The sequence below is a fragment of the Aurantimonas sp. A2-1-M11 genome (assembly GCF_036549475.1).
Taxonomy (GTDB): Bacteria; Pseudomonadota; Alphaproteobacteria; order Rhizobiales; family Rhizobiaceae; genus Aurantimonas.
In genome coordinates, this window is the sequence record NZ_JAZHLI010000078.1 from 1 (window position 1) to 15,872 (window position 15,872).

Annotated in this window: 17 protein-coding genes; 8 read left to right on the forward strand and 9 right to left on the reverse strand. The window is 59.5% G+C overall.

Translation table 11 applies throughout. From position 1 onward, the window contains the following. Positions 1–96: 96 nt before the first annotated feature. Both VQ042_RS21885 and VQ042_RS21890 read right to left on the reverse strand, forming a co-directional pair. The gene (locus VQ042_RS21885; RefSeq protein WP_331822420.1) at positions 97–393 is read right to left on the reverse strand and encodes a hypothetical protein; all 297 of its coding nucleotides are present in this window, start codon (positions 391–393) and stop codon (positions 97–99) included. Continuing rightward, positions 390–725 (reverse strand): hypothetical protein, encoded by a 336-nt coding sequence (locus tag VQ042_RS21890; protein WP_331822421.1) that lies wholly within the window; start codon positions 723–725, stop codon positions 390–392. Before VQ042_RS21890 ends, VQ042_RS21885 begins: the two co-directional genes overlap by 4 nt. 744 nt (positions 726–1,469) lie before the next feature. Here VQ042_RS21890 and VQ042_RS21895 point away from each other — a divergent pair. Further along, positions 1,470–2,150, forward strand: coding sequence for a SprT-like domain-containing protein (locus VQ042_RS21895; RefSeq protein WP_331822422.1), 681 nt, complete (start codon positions 1,470–1,472; stop codon positions 2,148–2,150). Between the two features lie 67 nt (positions 2,151–2,217). Here VQ042_RS21895 and VQ042_RS21900 read toward each other — a convergent pair whose 3' ends face one another. The 3 genes from VQ042_RS21900 to VQ042_RS21910 are packed head-to-tail and all read right to left on the reverse strand — an operon-like array spanning position 2,218 to position 3,005. After that, positions 2,218–2,526: a hypothetical protein gene (locus VQ042_RS21900; RefSeq protein ID WP_331822423.1), complete on the reverse strand. Its 309-nt coding sequence runs from the start codon at positions 2,524–2,526 to the stop codon at positions 2,218–2,220. Further along, positions 2,523–2,732: a hypothetical protein gene (locus VQ042_RS21905; RefSeq protein ID WP_133037029.1), complete on the reverse strand. Its 210-nt coding sequence runs from the start codon at positions 2,730–2,732 to the stop codon at positions 2,523–2,525. Before VQ042_RS21905 ends, VQ042_RS21900 begins: the two co-directional genes overlap by 4 nt. Positions 2,733–2,765: 33 nt before the next feature. Continuing rightward, the gene (locus tag VQ042_RS21910) at positions 2,766–3,005 is read right to left on the reverse strand and encodes a hypothetical protein (RefSeq protein WP_056240717.1); all 240 of its coding nucleotides are present in this window, start codon (positions 3,003–3,005) and stop codon (positions 2,766–2,768) included. A gap of 629 nt (positions 3,006–3,634) precedes the next feature. Here VQ042_RS21910 and VQ042_RS21915 point away from each other — a divergent pair. Then, on the forward strand, positions 3,635–4,474 hold the full coding sequence (locus VQ042_RS21915; protein ID WP_331822424.1) for a type IV toxin-antitoxin system AbiEi family antitoxin domain-containing protein: 840 nt from the start codon (positions 3,635–3,637) through the stop codon (positions 4,472–4,474). Next, entirely contained in the window at positions 4,464–5,387 is a 924-nt protein-coding gene (locus VQ042_RS21920; protein ID WP_331822425.1) for a nucleotidyl transferase AbiEii/AbiGii toxin family protein, read from the forward strand. Before VQ042_RS21915 ends, VQ042_RS21920 begins: the two co-directional genes overlap by 11 nt. 57 nt (positions 5,388–5,444) lie before the next feature. On the opposite strand, the gene VQ042_RS21925 is transcribed toward VQ042_RS21920, so the two are convergent. Beyond that, on the reverse strand, positions 5,445–5,810 hold the full coding sequence (locus VQ042_RS21925; RefSeq protein ID WP_331822426.1) for a phosphoglycerate kinase: 366 nt from the start codon (positions 5,808–5,810) through the stop codon (positions 5,445–5,447). A gap of 241 nt (positions 5,811–6,051) precedes the next feature. Here VQ042_RS21925 and VQ042_RS21930 point away from each other — a divergent pair, with 241 nt between their 5' ends. Beyond that, a complete protein-coding gene (locus VQ042_RS21930) occupies positions 6,052–6,711 on the forward strand; it encodes a M48 family metallopeptidase (protein ID WP_331822427.1) in 660 nt (219 codons plus the stop codon). 650 nt (positions 6,712–7,361) lie between these two features. On the opposite strand, the gene VQ042_RS21935 is transcribed toward VQ042_RS21930, so the two are convergent. The 3 genes from VQ042_RS21935 to VQ042_RS21945 all read right to left on the reverse strand — a co-directional run bounded on the left by VQ042_RS21935 (position 7,362) and on the right by VQ042_RS21945 (position 10,923). Beyond that, on the reverse strand, positions 7,362–8,555 hold the full coding sequence (locus tag VQ042_RS21935) for a mandelate racemase/muconate lactonizing enzyme family protein (RefSeq protein WP_331822428.1): 1,194 nt from the start codon (positions 8,553–8,555) through the stop codon (positions 7,362–7,364). 440 nt (positions 8,556–8,995) lie between these two features. Further along, entirely contained in the window at positions 8,996–9,967 is a 972-nt protein-coding gene (locus VQ042_RS21940) for a formylglycine-generating enzyme family protein (protein ID WP_331822429.1), read from the reverse strand. A 173-nt stretch (positions 9,968–10,140) separates the two neighbouring features. Further along, positions 10,141–10,923 (reverse strand): GntR family transcriptional regulator, encoded by a 783-nt coding sequence (locus VQ042_RS21945; RefSeq protein WP_331822430.1) that lies wholly within the window; start codon positions 10,921–10,923, stop codon positions 10,141–10,143. 98 nt (positions 10,924–11,021) lie between these two features. Here VQ042_RS21945 and VQ042_RS21950 point away from each other — a divergent pair, with 98 nt between their 5' ends. The 4 genes from VQ042_RS21950 (at position 11,022) to VQ042_RS21965 (ending at position 15,576) form a co-directional block, all read left to right on the forward strand. Beyond that, on the forward strand, positions 11,022–11,525 hold the full coding sequence (locus VQ042_RS21950; protein ID WP_331822431.1) for a tripartite tricarboxylate transporter TctB family protein: 504 nt from the start codon (positions 11,022–11,024) through the stop codon (positions 11,523–11,525). Between the two features lie 8 nt (positions 11,526–11,533). Next, positions 11,534–13,051, forward strand: coding sequence for a tripartite tricarboxylate transporter permease (locus VQ042_RS21955; RefSeq protein ID WP_331822432.1), 1,518 nt, complete (start codon positions 11,534–11,536; stop codon positions 13,049–13,051). A 17-nt stretch (positions 13,052–13,068) separates the two neighbouring features. Next, on the forward strand, positions 13,069–14,046 hold the full coding sequence (locus VQ042_RS21960) for a tripartite tricarboxylate transporter substrate binding protein (RefSeq protein WP_331822433.1): 978 nt from the start codon (positions 13,069–13,071) through the stop codon (positions 14,044–14,046). Between the two features lie 69 nt (positions 14,047–14,115). Then, positions 14,116–15,576, forward strand: a complete 1,461-nt coding sequence (locus tag VQ042_RS21965; protein ID WP_331822434.1) for a sulfatase-like hydrolase/transferase — start codon at positions 14,116–14,118, stop codon at positions 15,574–15,576. Positions 15,577–15,872 lie beyond the last annotated feature (296 nt).

Genomic DNA, 15,872 nt, shown 5'->3' on the forward strand with positions numbered 1-15,872 from the left:
TACCGCCTCGTCGGACACAGCCATTCCCGCAATCTCCCAATCGAATCAATTGGGAACCCACAGATTCAGTACTTGCACCAAATGTCACGCGCCAACTCACCCGATTGCCCTGGTCAAACCGAGCGCTTCTTCAACGCGCGCGGCATAATCGCGATACTGATCGCGACTGAGCTGCCCCTGACCGAGATCGGGATTGACCGACAGGCTGTAGAGGTAATTCCGGCACTTGGTCAGGGAATGCGCGATCGCCTCCCATTCGGCGAACGCGCCGTGCAGGTCATCCGCGATCGCGCCACGCAGCTCCGCCAGCTCGACATATTCATTGTCGTGCGCGTTGAGCAGATGGGTGGCGAGATCCTGCCCGCCGGCACGCTGGCTTGCCTTAGGGATCATGGCTTTCGCCCCAAGGCAGCGAGACAGGCGGTGCGGATTTCGCGCAGGTCGCGAAGGGCCTCATCAAGCAGCGCGGCGTCGAGGTCAGCATCGACGCCGACCGCCCCCAGGTGGTCATGCAAGCGGGCGGTTTCGGCCAGAAGGCGCGCGATTGTCTGCTGCTCGATGGGAGCCCGGCGCGCTTGTCGCGGCGCGTCCTGGTCGAAGACGGCTTGGGTGATGAAGGCATTGACGGACAGGCCGGAGGCCTCGACACGGGCGCGAAACGCCTCCCGCAAGGCGGTGGGCGGGCGATAGGATATCGGCGCGTCGCGTGTCTTCTTCTCCGTCATGCATCAACACGTAGCCGCAATGATCGGCACCACACCGCGCGTAAACCGCGCTCGCCGACCTCTCTTCGACTGGCGACACACCTGTCGCAGCCGCCGCCGGGTCCAGGGGCGCAGCCATGCCCCTGGTCGATGGGATCGCAAAGGGAGAGCAGACATCTCGCCTTTGCTCGAAGCCGGTGCCGAAACACCGGTCGTGGTTCAGGACACGAAAGTCCTGGCCGTGGTTGCAAGGGGCGCGGATAGCCCTTTGCGCGATGGGTCCAGGGAGAGCGGCAGTCTCCTTGGTCGTGATGCAACGCCGAAAACGTTGCGCTCAGCCGGGATGGGTTCAACACCCAAAAGTGCCAGCGCCCGGCTGAAAGCATCCGTTGGACCGAATACGCCATAAGCGGATTCGCAGCCTTACGGATGCCCTGAGGGGGGTCTGCGGGGGACTGGAGAGTCCCCCCAGCAAGGTGCGCGTGGTAGTACCACGCACACCTTGTACTCATCTCTATCTGGGGTTGCCCCTCATAATATAATTGTAGCAGAGCGGCGGGGCGGAATGGAAATGTACGTCCACTCATTCTGACGATGTGACTGGAGTGTACATTACACTGTCACTGGCCACAACGGCGCGCGGTTTTGACGAGGAAAGCGCCATCATTATTGCATGACATTCATCGCCATCACTCAATGGCACCCTGACCTTTCCTGGAATGTACATCACAATTCAGCAAAGGCGGTGCAGAAGGATGGTTCGCGATGAGCATGCATTCTGCTCCTGCACTCCTGCCGATCAAACCAACCCGCGACACCTATGATCGATTCCAGCAGGCTTATGAGCATTTCAACAAGGCGCTGTTCGACAACGAATTGCCGAACGCGCTGATCACCCTGCAACGTCGCAAGGGAACGTTCGGCTATTTTTCCGGGGATAGATTCAACAACAGCGAGGGCCGGGCAGCCGATGAGATCGCGCTCAATCCTGCCCGTTTTGGTGATCGTCCCCTGATCGATATCCTAGCCACGCTGGTCCACGAGATGGTGCATCTGTGGCAGCATCATCAAGGAACCCCTGGACGCGGGCGCTATCATAACCGCGAGTGGGCCGACAAAATGAAGAGCGTCGGCTTGCAGCCTACCGATACAGGCGATGAAGGTGGCAAAGAGACTGGTGAGACGGTCACTCATGTGATCGTTCCCGGCGGCGCATTCGAGCACGCCGCCCAGAAGCTGATAGCCAAGGATTTCGCTATCACCTGGAAGGAAGCCCCCGCCGCCCCGGAGTTTGATCCGACCGGCGCGGAGGAAGCCCCAGCACCGGAAAAGAGCGGCAAGCGCTTGCGCTATTGCTGCCCTGATTGCGACCTCAAAGCTTGGGCAAAGCATGATGCCCGGCTGGTTTGCGGAGAGCACATGGTGCCGATGGTGGTCAGCGCTTAAAGCAGCAAGCCGAAAAATCGGGCGCGAACCTCCGGTCCGCGCCCTTTTTCTTGTCCGCAGCACGCGGCTAGAACAGTGTCATCTGCCGCCCTTTCTCCTGCTGCTCCTTCCATGACTTTGTCTCGGCGGCTTGGTCGAGCCAGGCCTGCACAAATGCGACCGGTCCACCAGCCTCGGTGATCGTCTCCGCGTCGATAAACCGAGATCGGTATCCTGTCTCAGTTATCGGCAGGGGTGCACTCTCTGGCGATACGGTATTCACCTGTAGATGCGCCGTACTGAAGACCCCTTCGGTTCCCAGCCAGTTCTGCTCATACCGGACTTCAAGCGATAGACCCCGCCAGAGGATGGTGTGGGTTTCAAAGGAGCGCGTCATGACGCGCTCCCGATTTCGTTCCGGTAATGGGACGCTGCGCATTGGTCGCAGCTGTCATAGTCGATCCCGGCATTACGGCACCAGTGCCGCATGTCCGCCAGCAGATCGGTGATGGCTTCTTCGTCGTAGGCCGGCTTCTCGCCTCTGGCCCAGGCTGCCCGCGCCAAAGCGGCGCGGGCGGTTTCGATGTGAAGTGATATGGTCATGATGTTTCCCCCCTTCGGGCAGTGAGGGGGCGCTTACGCGCCCGCCTCCTGATCGGTGTTGTCCTCGGCGGGAACCCGGAGGATGACGCGGCCGCCATTGACGGGGACCAGATCGAGTTGAAGGGTGTAACCTTCGCCGTCCTTGTGATCCCAGGCGGCACCGATGCGGGTCCAGAAGGACTTCTCGCCTTTCTCGTCGACGTGCCAGGCGATAAACGCCGGGGTGCGGGACTCGCGGGCCGGTTTGCGGTTCGGGGTGTTGTTGCGTGCCATGATGTAAGCTCCTTTCGCTTGGGTTTTCCTCGACACGCCTCACCTAGGAGCGGGCGGAGAAGCGACGGGTTCACGGCGGATACGCGGGAGGGGGATCGCCCGCCTTGCAGGCCTTCCGAAAGGCGGGGACACCCGCGTATCACCCCGCAGGGGCCGAAGGGCCTTGAACCTGGTGCGCGCCCGATCAGGTTGTGGCGTGTTCAGTCGAGGGAAATCCCAAAGCGAATGAGCGCCTTGGTGACGGCCAACGCATCGAGCCGCACGCTGCCAATTCTTCCCTGCTCCCGGTTCTGAACTGCTTACGCTCGACCAAGGCGTGAAGTCGGCCCGCATTATTCGCCCGCCCATCACAGAAGGCGATCCACAACCGCCACGAACAGTCTGGGCTGCTCACAGTGCAGCGCCTCCGCCCAGCCGTGACGAGGTGACGTTCAAGAGGCGGACGGATGAGAGGGCTCTGCGGGTCCGGAATAGCGTCATTCCCTTCGCGCGCATCTGACAGCCCGCAACATTGCTGTTGGCAAGAGGGACTTTACAGAAATTAGAAAATGTACGTCAAAGACGGACAAATTCGATTATCTGCAAAGTGATCATTGTTCTCGCTTTAAAAATATGCCATATTGCACGTTATGAACGAACAAAACGACACGCGTTTAAAGAGCCTGCTCAATACCTTGCCGCCCGGCTTCTACGTTGACAGCAAATGGCTATCAGCGCGGGGCGTGCGCCGCTCTTCGGTGTCCGATTACGTTCGTTCGGGCTGGCTGTGCCATGTGGCGCATGGGCTGTACCAGCGCCCGGGCACGGCAGCCACAGAAACGAAGCAGGACTGGCGCGTGCTCGTGCAATCCATGCAGACGATGATGAAGCTCCCCGTCCATGTCGGCGGCATGACGGCGCTGCAGCAGTTGGGTCACCGCCACTATCTCGCGCTCGGCGGCAGCGAGCCGGTTTATCTGTACGCTGCCCGGTTCCCGGGCTGGCTCGATCAGTCCCTCGTCGATGCGCCCTTACACATGCGCAAGACGGGACTGTTCGGCGACGCTGATCTCGGCGTGGACGAGGCCGGCGCGCCGTCGGGCAACGCTGAAGATACGCACCGGGAATGGTGGGACTGGTCACTGCGGCTGTCATCACCGGAACGGGCGGTCCTTGAGGCGCTGGACGAGCTGCCCGATCAGGAGAGCTTCCATTCCGTCGATGTCGTATTCCAAAGCCTTGTTTCGTTGCGTCCCCGCCGCCTGACGGCGCTGCTGAGCGCGTGCCGCTCGGTGAAAGTCAAAAGACTGTTCTTCGTCTTCGCAGAACGCCACGGTCACGCCTGGTTCAAGCATCTCGACGCGGGCAGGATCGATCTTGGCAGCGGCGATCGCTCGCTCGTCAAAGGGGGGCGTCTTCATCCGCTCTACCGGATAACCGTTCCCGCAGATTTATTGAGCGACACAGAAGGAGCGGCCAATGGCGGCTGAAATTTACGAGAACCAGGTTCAGCTGTTGGTGAGCGCACTTCCCTTTGTGGCGCAGGAGAAATGCTTCGCCCTCAAAGGCGGCACCGCCATCAACCTCTTTTATCGCGACCTCCCGCGCCTATCGGTCGACATTGATCTGACCTATCTGCCGATCAGGGATCGCGCGGAAAGTCTCGCCGACATCAATGCGGCCCTGAGCCGCATCGCGGATGCCATCGAAGCAAACCTGCTCCGCACCCGCGCACACCGCATTCAGGGCGGCGGCGGTGGTGAGACGCGTATCCTGCTCCGCCAAGGCGCAACCGAGATCAAGGTCGAGACCTCGCCCGTCACGCGCGGCGTGGTCAATGAACCTCGGCTGATGCGGGTGATGGAAACAGTTGAAGACCGCTTCGGTTTCGCCGAAATGCCGGTTCTTGCCTTCGAGGATTTGTTTGCCGGCAAGATGCACGCCGCTCTTGATCGGCAGCATCCCCGCGATCTCTTCGACATCAAATTGCTATACGAGAATGAGGGCCTGACAGACGCGCTGTTTCAGACGTTTCTGGTCTATGTCGCGAGTTCGCCCCGGCCACCCCATGAGCTGCTGCGTCCGACCCGCGCACCGCTCGACGAAGCGTTCACCAAAGAATTCGAGGGCATGACCACTATTGCGGTAAGCCTCGACGATCTGGCGGCAGCGCGCGAGCGTCTGATCGCCGATGTCGCTGCCCGGCTCGATGCGAGCGTGCAGCGCTTTCTGCTGTCGTTACATGACGCGGAGCCGGATTTCGCAGCGATCGGCCTACCCGATGCGGGAACCCTTCCGGCTGTACGCTGGAAAGTGCAGAACCTTGCAAAGCTCAAGCAGGACAATCCGGACAAACACGCCGAGCAGCGCGCGCTGCTCGACACTCTGTTCCAACAATCCTGAACGAAAGGATCGCTGGGATAGATGGGCGAGCCGCGTTTTCGCGACTTGCCCTGTTTGCTACCACCAGGATGAGTAGAAGACGGTGAGACCCGCCGCCAGCGCTTCGCGGGCTTTGGCGACGAACGCCAGATCGTCGGCGATCTCGCTACCGTCGGAGCTGCCAAAGAAGAAGCCGGTGGTCGAAGGCAGGCGGTGCTCGCGAATGGCGGCCTCTAGCTGATCAAGGTCTGCGGCTGTGAGCTGCAGATTGACGCAGTTGAAGTTCGCGTCGGTGCCGCCCTTGATGCGGTAGAGCTGTTCCATCCAGCCATGCAGGTTCGGGTGCTTGCGCCAGTAGTGAATTTCGCTGGCCTCATCGATTTTGAAGTCCACCGGCGCGGTAGGCTGTTCGATGGTGGTGTGAGCGTACATATCGAGTCCCATTGTCTTTTCCTTTCGTTGTTGTTGCTGTCCCGAAGGACGCGGACGAAAGGCCGGGCGGCAGCAGCCGCAGTCGTCATGGGCAACACGGGCCTACGCTCAAGGGCTTAAGCCCGCAGGCGGGGGCTGGCGCGGGCAGACCATTGACGGCAAGGCGACGCCCGGCAGAACGCGGATCATTCCGGGAGGGACAGCAGAGCGGCACAGTGTCCAATACGGCGAACACAGGATCGAATTCGCCGTTGTGCGCCGTGAACGGACGACGCTGGAAATCGCTGTCGAGCCGGATGCTTCCGTTGTCGTCGCTGCCCCGCAGGATGCTCCGCTGGTCGCGATTGAGGAGAAGGTGCGCAAACGCGCCGCGTGGATCCGGCGCCAGCAGCGATATTTCATCCAATTCCTTCCACGCACTCCGGATCGCCAGTATGAGGCGGGCGAGACCCATCTTTATCTCGGACGCCAGTATCGGCTGAAAGTAGTGCCCCACATCCAGGCGACGGTGAAGCTCGGTCGTGGCTTCATCGTCGTCCATACGCACAGACCCGAGCGAACCGAGGTCACCCGCGAACTTGTCGAGCACTGGTATCGGCAGCACGCTTACGCAAAATTTGTCGAGCGTCTGGAGGTCAATCTTTTGCGTTTCCCGGCCCCTGAAGACTTTCGCCCCAAGGGCTTGGTCGTCCGCCAACTTCGGCAGCGGTGGGGTTCGATGTCGCCGGCATCTCGCCTGCTGCTTAATCGCCGGCTGATCGAGGCACCAATGGATGCGATCGACTACGTCATCACGCACGAACTCTGTCACATCGCGGTGCCACATCACGGACCGGAGTTTTTCGAACTGCTGGATCGCGTTCTACCGGATTGGCAGAAACGGAAGGACCGGCTCGAACAAAAAATGGCTTGAGCGGTTCTTGTACTAGAAATGCGATCACGTGCGCGCACACGCGAGGTTTCCCCCCTCAGCACTCGCCCCAACCAAACGCCCGACGCTTGGCGTTCCCGGAGGTCGTCGATCCCGCAGCGCCGCCACTGCGACCGGAATGGCACGTGCCGAACTCGATCGCGACCGGGCGAAGACGCCTCACAAGCGCACTCGTGCGATGTCTCGAGCGATGTCCCTGTTGTGCAACGAAATATCCACCAAACCGAATCCTGCCAATTTTATGACGCAGTAGGACTAACTGACTTGCCGCGCATTTTCTCCGACCCGCTCATGAACTGACCGCTTTGATGTAGGGATAGTTGCAGAGGGATTGGATGCGTAATTGCCTCACCCAAAACACGAAAATCACAACTGAGTCACATCAAGTGCAGATCGGTATTAAGGACGGTGAGGACCACGGCTGTCTCAGCGCCGATGGATCCTGTGTTTGCTTAAAGCTGGGAGCGATCCCGTTGACGGTGGAAGCCATCTGGATCAGATTCAATGCCACGCTGGCACCCGCCCGCCGGCGATGGAGACTTGTTGGCTCAGACTCCCGCTGGAGTCCCGACATAGGAGTTTGTCGAAGACGATGTTGCCCAGCCGGCCACCGCCGATGGGTCCGTAGTCCGCTAAGCGGCTGATGCGACTGTCTCCTGTAGCACGCAATACTTGCCCACGGCTCCTTCGTCGACCGTCACGCCCAGGCCTGGCCCGTTGGGAATGGTCAGGCCTTCATTCTTCAACACGAACTTCTCCGTCAAGATGTCGTCGCGCAGCGGATTGTAGGTGCGGTCGAACTCGATCATGGTTTCATTCTGCAGCGGCACCGGCCGCGCCGTATAAGGCGCGTAGGGCACGATCGCGAGCGCCTGCAAGGCCGCGGCAACGGCGACGCCTGAGCCCCAGACATGCGGCACCACCATGATGTTGTGGCTCGTCGCGAGTGCCAGGATGTTCTTCCATTCGGTAAAGCCACCGGCGGCGCAGATATCCGGCTGGGCGATGTCGATGCAGCCGCCGCCGATCAGGTCGCGGAACCCAAAACGCGTGAACTCGGCCTCACCGCCGGCGATCGGCACGTCTAGCGTGTCACGCAGGCGGCGATAGCCATCGCGATCTTCCGGCACCACCGGCTCCTCGAACCAGCGGAAATCTAGTTCCTCCAACACCCGGCCGATGCGCACGGCAGCAGCGTAATTATAGGCGTGGTTGGCGTCGGCCATGATCTCGACGTCGTCGCCGAGGGTCTCGCGCACGAGTCGCATGCGCGCGATGTCGTCCTTGATCGGCAGGAGGCCGATCTTCATCTTGACGGCCGCGACACCGGTTGCGCGGATCCGCAGCACCTCGGCGCGCAGTTTCTCCAGCATGAGTGGCCGGTCGGCATAGTCCGGCGGATAGTAGCAGCCGGTTCCGTAGGCGCGGACGCGCTGGCGGATGGCGCCGCCGAGGAGCGCGTGGACCGGCTGACCGACCATCTTGCCGAAAATGTCCCACAGGGCGATGTCGATCGCGCTTAGCGCCTCCACATAGGCGCCCTTTTGGCCGAAATCCCGGGTGCGGGCGTAGAATTCCTCAAAAATCGCCGTCGGCGCCGCGGGATAGCGCCCGATCAGCCGCGGGCCGATGACGTCCCTGATGCAGGCGGCCGGCGGCTCGGGCGGGCCGTACTGGCCGCCTTCGCCCCAGCCCGTCGTGCCGTCGTCGCAGGTAATGCGGACGAGAAGGCTGGTGCGTTCCGCGAAATAGTCCTGCGACGAATAGAACGCATTGTCGCGGCTCGAGACTTTTAGGACATAGGTGTCGATACGGTCGATCCTCATGCGCATCCCTCCCTTGCAAGCGGTCAGGCCTCGAAGGGAGGCCTCGGGAGCTCGCACGGCCGTCGACCGGGCGGCGCTCACGCGCAACTGGTCGTCTGCATCTCACTCTCCTGCGGTCAGGCTGGCGCATCGGCTCGTAAGGTACAAGGACAAATTCTGTTGCCCAAACACCGTTCCGACCGCGATCGCGCGATGTCTGCTACAGTCATTTGACGATCAATCGGCCGACGTCGCCACGGCACCCGGCGACGGTCGCTACGCCCGTATCATGCGCACCATCTCGGCGGCGCAACTTTTGTTTCAATGACTGGCGTCTCGAGCTTCTCGACCACGGCGGGCGCCATGATCTGCTGGAGATCTGTAAGCGCGGCCTGAGCCGGTCCGGAAAGGGTTGAATGGCCGGGATGGTGATGGTTCCGGAAGGTTTGGATTCAGGGGGGTCAGGGCGAAATATGTAGAGAGGGGATGTCGCCTCGCGTAGCAAAGGCAATACGGAATCCGGTGTGGCTGGAACTGTTATCGGGGGCGTTCCCAGTTCGGGCGGCGATGCGGTAACGCCAGCAGTAGGAAGAGTGGCAAAGGAACGAGCCGCCTTTCAACAGTTTTGCATTACTTGAAACCGCCTGATCTAATCGACGGCGTGCGGCTTTGCGCAAGGAACGGATGCGGAAGGGATCCGCCGACCACTCCCAGACGTTCCCGCTCATCTGATGCAGCCCGAAGCCATTCGGTGCGAACGCATCAACCGGGGCGGTCCCTATGTAACCATCTCGGCCAAGATCGCTCTCGGGGAAACGCCCCTGCCAAATGTTGCAAGGGAAGAAATCTGCGTCGTTCGGATCGCGGTCTCCCCAAGGATAACGTGGGTCGAACAGATCACCGCGAGCCGCATGCTCCCACTCTGCTTCCGTCGGCAGACGAGCCCCAGCCCAAGCTGCGAAGGCTTGCGCATCGTTCCAGGAAACGTGGACGACAGGGTGGTCCTCTCTGCCTATAGTGTTGGTAGATGGCCCCTCCGGGGCTGCCCACCAGGCTCCTTCCACGGCGATCCACCAAGGGACATCAGGAGCTGGGCGTCCTCTCGCCGGACGTTCCATCAAGAGACCGATGAAAACGAATGACCAGCCATAGCGCTCCGCATCCGTCAAGTAATCAGTGTCCGCTTGGAAGGCCGAGAAATCTCGATTTGTCACGGCGTAGCGATCAAGCATGAAGGAGCGAACTTGTGCTTTACGCGGGGGGGCTTCGCCGTCGGCGGTGATCTTCGCATCTTTCGTGCCGATGCGAACCACGCCGCCTGGAATAGAGACGGAGCGAGCATATAGCGCGGCCTTAAAAGCTTTGGTGTCAGACGCGGCGTTACATCGGCTCGTGCGCGAGTTCGCAACACCGAGGTCGTAGTTGCGGAGCACCGCGGGAACACAGCACCCGCGTGGCCCCGGGGTCAGAACCGGTTGAGACGGTGTCGCGGCTTCTCCGGAGGCTGGGACGATGAGGGGCGCAAAACCGCCGGATCGTGGCGTTACGCCTCTCGGATGTATCTCCGCAGGCCCACTGCCGGGCGCCTTTTGGCAAACGGACACGCTCAATTACCCACAGCCAGCTCAAGATAGAGCGCTTCTTCGGTCGGAGGCACCCAAAGGATTTGGTAATACATTGGACGACCGCCGCTCATGTAAGCCACTGCACGAATCTCCATTCCATTCTCTCCGGCTAAGCAGCCCGAAACCTCGGCGGCATCGGACGGCATCGGCGCGACGCGCATCCACTGCTCGACACGGAGAACAGTCAAGCCAAACAGCTCCAGGACCATCCGCTTCAGGTTGCGTCCGTCGATGTCCTGCGGGGACATCTGCATGAACGCACTGAACAGGCTCATCTGCATGTAGGTGAAGGTGGCAATGCGGAAGCGTCCGGCGATGTCAACGTGTCGATCGAGCCGTAATATCCCCATTGAGTCAGTGCCCAGCACCTCGGTCCAAGGTCCGGCTTCGGTCTCCACAGCGCGATCGAAAAGGCGCGTGTAGACAGGCAGGAAGTCTCTGCTGTTAGGCAGTGCGAACCTTGAGTGGAGTGGCTCGTCCATCCTTTCTCTTCGGTTGGCCACGAAGGTGCCGCGCCCTTGGCGGCGCAGAATATAGCCGTCGGCGGTGAGCTCGCGCAGCGCACGCTGAACCGTGCCCAAGCTGAAATTCGTACCTGCGGCCAATGTTAGCTCCGCCGGCAACCGGGTGCCAGGGGGCAACTGTCCAGACTCGATCGCTCCGGCAATGCTTTGTCTCAGGATCTCGTACTTTGCGACCCCACGTGGCGCATTGGCCGGGCCGGGGAAGGCGTCGAAAAAAAGCTTGTCAGAGTGGGACGACATGAGAGTCTCAAGCAGGAGTGTTGACAATAGCTATATAGCTTATAGGCTATGACGTAAATGAAGAACGCGCGAGATGCGTCTCAGGGGGGGGGAATGCGATGAGCGAAGGTGGGCATGTTGGACCCGCTGCCGATAGCCGCAGCACCGCATGGAAAGATGTGGGGTTCGCAGGAGTATTTCTCGCTCTTGGGCTGTATTCAGCGTACCATATAAATTACGTGGACACCCCCGGGTTCATTATGAGCACCGGCAGGCTGGATTACGCGGCTGTCCCGACGATCGCATCCCTCGGAATTGTGATCTTGTCGCTTATCTACCTAGCTGGATCTCTGCGCAGGGCCTTCTCTGCTCCGTTGGTGCTTGAAAATCGCACTCCGATCGCCTGGAGTGTTGTTGTTCGGCGTATAGGCACGCTGCTACTGTTAATTGGCTTCATCTTAATGCTGAAGCAAATACCTTTCTTCATCGCCTCTGCGATATTCTTGTCAGCGATGTTCGTCCTACTGGGGCAGACGTCGCTATGGCGTATTGGCCTAGTGGCGCTGGTTGGGGCAGGTGCATTACACTTGCTCTTTGTCGTCGCACTCAGTCTTCCGCTGTAGGCCAAATCATGTTGCAAAATTTGATCGCTGGGTTTGGCGACGCGCTCCAACCCCTTAATTTGCTCCTCACGATTGCTGGCACGGCACTTGGCATCATAATTGGCGCTTTACCGGGGCTATCGTCTCCGATGGCGATCGTCGTCCTCCTGCCGGTCACTTACGGGATGGAGCCGTTACCAGCTCTCCTTCTAATGATCGGTATATACGTTGGGACCAAGCTCGGCGGGTCCTATTCAGCTATTCTCCTGCGCACGCCAGGTACGCCAGCTGGTGCATGTACTGCCCTCGACGGCTATCCACTGGCCCAGCAAGGCAAGGCGGGGCACGCCCTCGGCTATGCGACGGTGGGCTCGACCTTTGGCGGTTTGATCGGTTGGGCGGTCGCCGTCTCATGCGTCCCGCTTATTGCAACTGTTGCGCTCAACGCAGGGCCAGCGGACATCACCCTCATTGGCACTGCTGGCTTAGTAATGGTGTGCGCATTCGTGCGGGGCTCGCTGGTGAAGGGCTTCCTGGGGGTCCTCTTCGGTATTCTCATCGGCACCGTCGGCATCGATCCAGAAGATGGCGTGATGCGATACACGTTTGGGAGTCTCGAACTGAGCTCCGGAATCCCGTTCGCGGCTGCACTTGTCGGAATCTTCGGTATTGCCGTCGTGCTGAGCGACATCATCCTAATTGGTGATCGGTCTCACATTGTTGATAAGGTTATGCGTCTCGCCATGCCGAAAGCGCGAGACATAGCCAAACGTTGGCAAGCGATCGCAATCGGCGCAGCCTACGGCGTCGGCGTCGGAGCTGTGCCCGGCGTCGGCGCGGACGGCTCAACATGGTTATCTTACGCCACTGTGCGCAACCGCTCAAAGACTCCAGAAAATTTCGGCAAGGGGGAACCGGATGGCATCCTGGCCCCGGAATCCAGCAACAACGCTACAACCGGCGGAACGATGATCCCATTGTTAACGCTGGGGATTCCGGGTGACGGCTCTACGGCAGTAATGCTCGGAGCGCTCTTGCTACACGGCGTTACACCAGGCGTGACCATGATGCGAGATAATGGCGATATAGTTTGGGGTATTCTTGCGGGCCTTCTTGTCGCCAATGTCGCTATGTTCTTTCTCGGCTGGAAGGCGATCCGGTACTTTATCTTTGTTCTTCAGCAAGATCGATCGTGGTTGTTCCCGTTCGTCCTAGTACTCGCTGCCATCGGCGCATTCGCCACCAGCAATACGGTATTTCCAATTTGGGTTGCGCTTGTCTTCGGCGTAATAGGCTTCCTGCTGGAACAGCGTGGCTTCCCGGTGGTAACTATTGTGCTTGGCATCATTCTGGGGCCGGTCATCGAAATCAACCTGCGTTTAGCGATCTCTCTGTCGAACGGAGACTATGGTACTTTCGTCGCCACGTGGCCCCGGATTGTCTTAATCGGCATAGTCGTTTCGTTAATTGCGCTGGAGATCAGACAGAGTATCAAGCGGTCTAGATCAATCTCCAACGCCTCCGCGTGCTCTGCACACTCGTCTTAAAAAAGGGAGGAACCTTTATGACCTTTACTCGATCGAGTTGCGCCGCCTTAGTGCTTCTAGGACTGGGTTTATTGCCGGCAACGGCTTCGGCCCAAAACTACCCCTCCGATACAATCCACATGATTGTACCAACAAACGCTGGCGGTGGCACTGATACTATTGGCCGTGCGGTTGCAGCAGCCATAGAGGAGACCTCAGACGCCAGCGTAGTAGTCGATAACATCGCCGGCGCAAGCGGTACCACTGGAACGATTGCGATGCTTCAGGCAGAAGCGGACGGCTACACCATATTGCTCTACGGTAGCAGCGATCTCACTTCGTTTATGACCTTTCAAGAGGTGCCTTTCACCCTTGATGATTTCAAGTATGTTGGCGGAGTGATCGCGACGCCGACTTGGGTTGTTGCCAACTCGGCCCGCGGCTACAAAACTATCGATGACCTTCTGGATGCGGCGCGTGATGAGCCTAACCAAGTAACGATTGGTGTGGGCGGAGCGGCCGGCGCACACGCCATTGTCGCGCACGCCATAGTTGGGCTCAGTGAGGCTCCACTCAGAGTCGTTGCCTATCAGGCTGGTGCACAGCTGCGGAAAGGCTTGCTTGCCAACGAGGTGGACGCAGGCGTGATTCACTCGCCAATCATGCTGGACGCCATCAAGAATGGTGACATCAATGTTCTTGCTACCGCCGGGCCGCTCGACCGAATTGGTTATGCTCCGTTGCGTGATACACCACTGCTGAAAGCGTCTGGTCTCGACATCGATGTCGGCGTGACACGCGGCGTTTACGTCTCGAAAGACACCCCGGATGAGGTAGTCGCGAAGCTGACTGAAATGCTGAAGACAGCAGCCGAAAGCGAGAGTTTTGCTGCGTTCGGTGAAAAGTTTAGCTTTGCCCCCGCATGGATGCCGCCGGAAGAGTTTGAAGCACTTCTCCGCGAAGAGAGAAGCACATTCCAAGATGTTTACGATAACATCATCACCAAGAATCAGTAATTCATCAAGTCAGTTGACAGCGCGATACGGCATCGCGCTGTCAATATTACTGGAAGGGTAATTCTAGATATGCAAGCTCAAAACCTGATAGTTATTATGTCAGACGAGCACCAGCGAGCGATGGCGGGGTGCTATGGTCATGAATTCATCACCACACCCAACATCGATTCGCTGGCTGCCCGGGGCACGCGCTTTGACAACGCCTATACGTCTTGCCCAATTTGTGTGCCGGCGCGGGCGTCGTTCGCCACCGGTAAGCACAACTATCAGATTGGTTTCTGGGATAACGCCGATCCATATGATGGTTCGATCCCTTCCTGGCATCGCCGTCTGCGGGACACCGGCCACGAGGTGGTCTCTGTCGGTAAACTTCACTTTCGCTCGAGCGAGGACGATAACGGCTTCTCGCACGAGATACTGCCAATGCACGTCATCGAGGGTAAGGGCGACCTGATGGGCCTCGTGCGCGAGGACATCCCCGTCCGCGGCGCAGCCTACAAAATGGCCAACATGGCTGGACCAGGCGAATCACCTTACACGCTTTACGACCGGCAAATCGCAGCCGAAGCCGCCAAGTGGTTACACGATCAGGCTCCCAAGCACACCGACAAGCCTTGGGTACTTTTCGTCTCGTTCGTCACACCGCACTTCCCCTTGACGGCGCCTCCCGAGCATTACTACCGTTATTACAACGATCCAGACCTGCCGATGCCAAAGGCATATGCAGAGAGCGAGCGACACTACCACCCCTACATCAATGACTATGCCAACTCCTCAAACTACGACGCGCACTTTAAGTCAGAAGATGATGTTCGCCGTGGTGTGGCAGGATACTTCGGTCTGTGCAGCTTCCTGGACGAGCAGATTGGCAAGGTTATTTCCGCGCTCGAGGAGAGCGGGAATTCGGCCTCCACTCGCATCGTCTATACTAGCGACCATGGCGACAGCGTCGGGGCGCGGGGACTTTGGGGCAAATCGAACATGTACGAGGAAGCTGCCAGCGTGCCGTTGATCGCGGCTGGCGAGGGAATCCCTAAAGGGAAGGTGATCGACACTGCTGCGACTTTCCTCGACATCTACCCCTTTATCATCGACTGCGTGGGCGAAAATAGGAAAGGGATGGTCGAGCCAGACCATCCCGGCACTTCTATCATTGAACTCGCGAACGGGATGGACCCGGACCGTACGATCCTATCTGAGTATCATGCGATGGGTTCGACGGGCGGCATCTACATGCTGCGCGACCGGCGTTACAAGTACGTGCATTTCGTCAACTACGCGCCGCAGCTCTTCGATCTTCAGACGGATCCAGGCGAGATGACCGATCTCGCTGGCGATCCAGCCTATGCGTCGGTGTTGGCTGATTTCGAGTCACGACTGCGGAAACGGCTTGATCCCGAAGAGGTCGATCGTCGCGCCAAGGCACGCCAAAATGCGCTGCTGAAAGAGGCCGGCGGGCGGGATGCAGTCATCAAACGAGGCGACCTCGGCTATTCGCCGCCGCCCGGTTATCAGCCAGAGCTCGCCTAGCGCATCATCTGATCGCGTTCCGTCTGAGTTGCGCCAGCCTCGCGTGTTCGGCGTTTTCTGGTGCGTGATCAGCGGGTGCCGAGCCCTAACGGAAGGCGATGGCTGAAGACATTCATCCGTCAGCATCATCGATCTCGCCTTGTCGGCCGGATCAGTGATCACCCGAGCAAGGCAGGGGGGGCCGGCCAAGACGGTTCGGCCCCCTTTTCTTTGGCTCCATCAACCCATGAGCCGGACCGCCCGTGAACCTGTACCTCCCGATCGCGGAACTCTCGGTCAACATGGCCGTCCTCTTC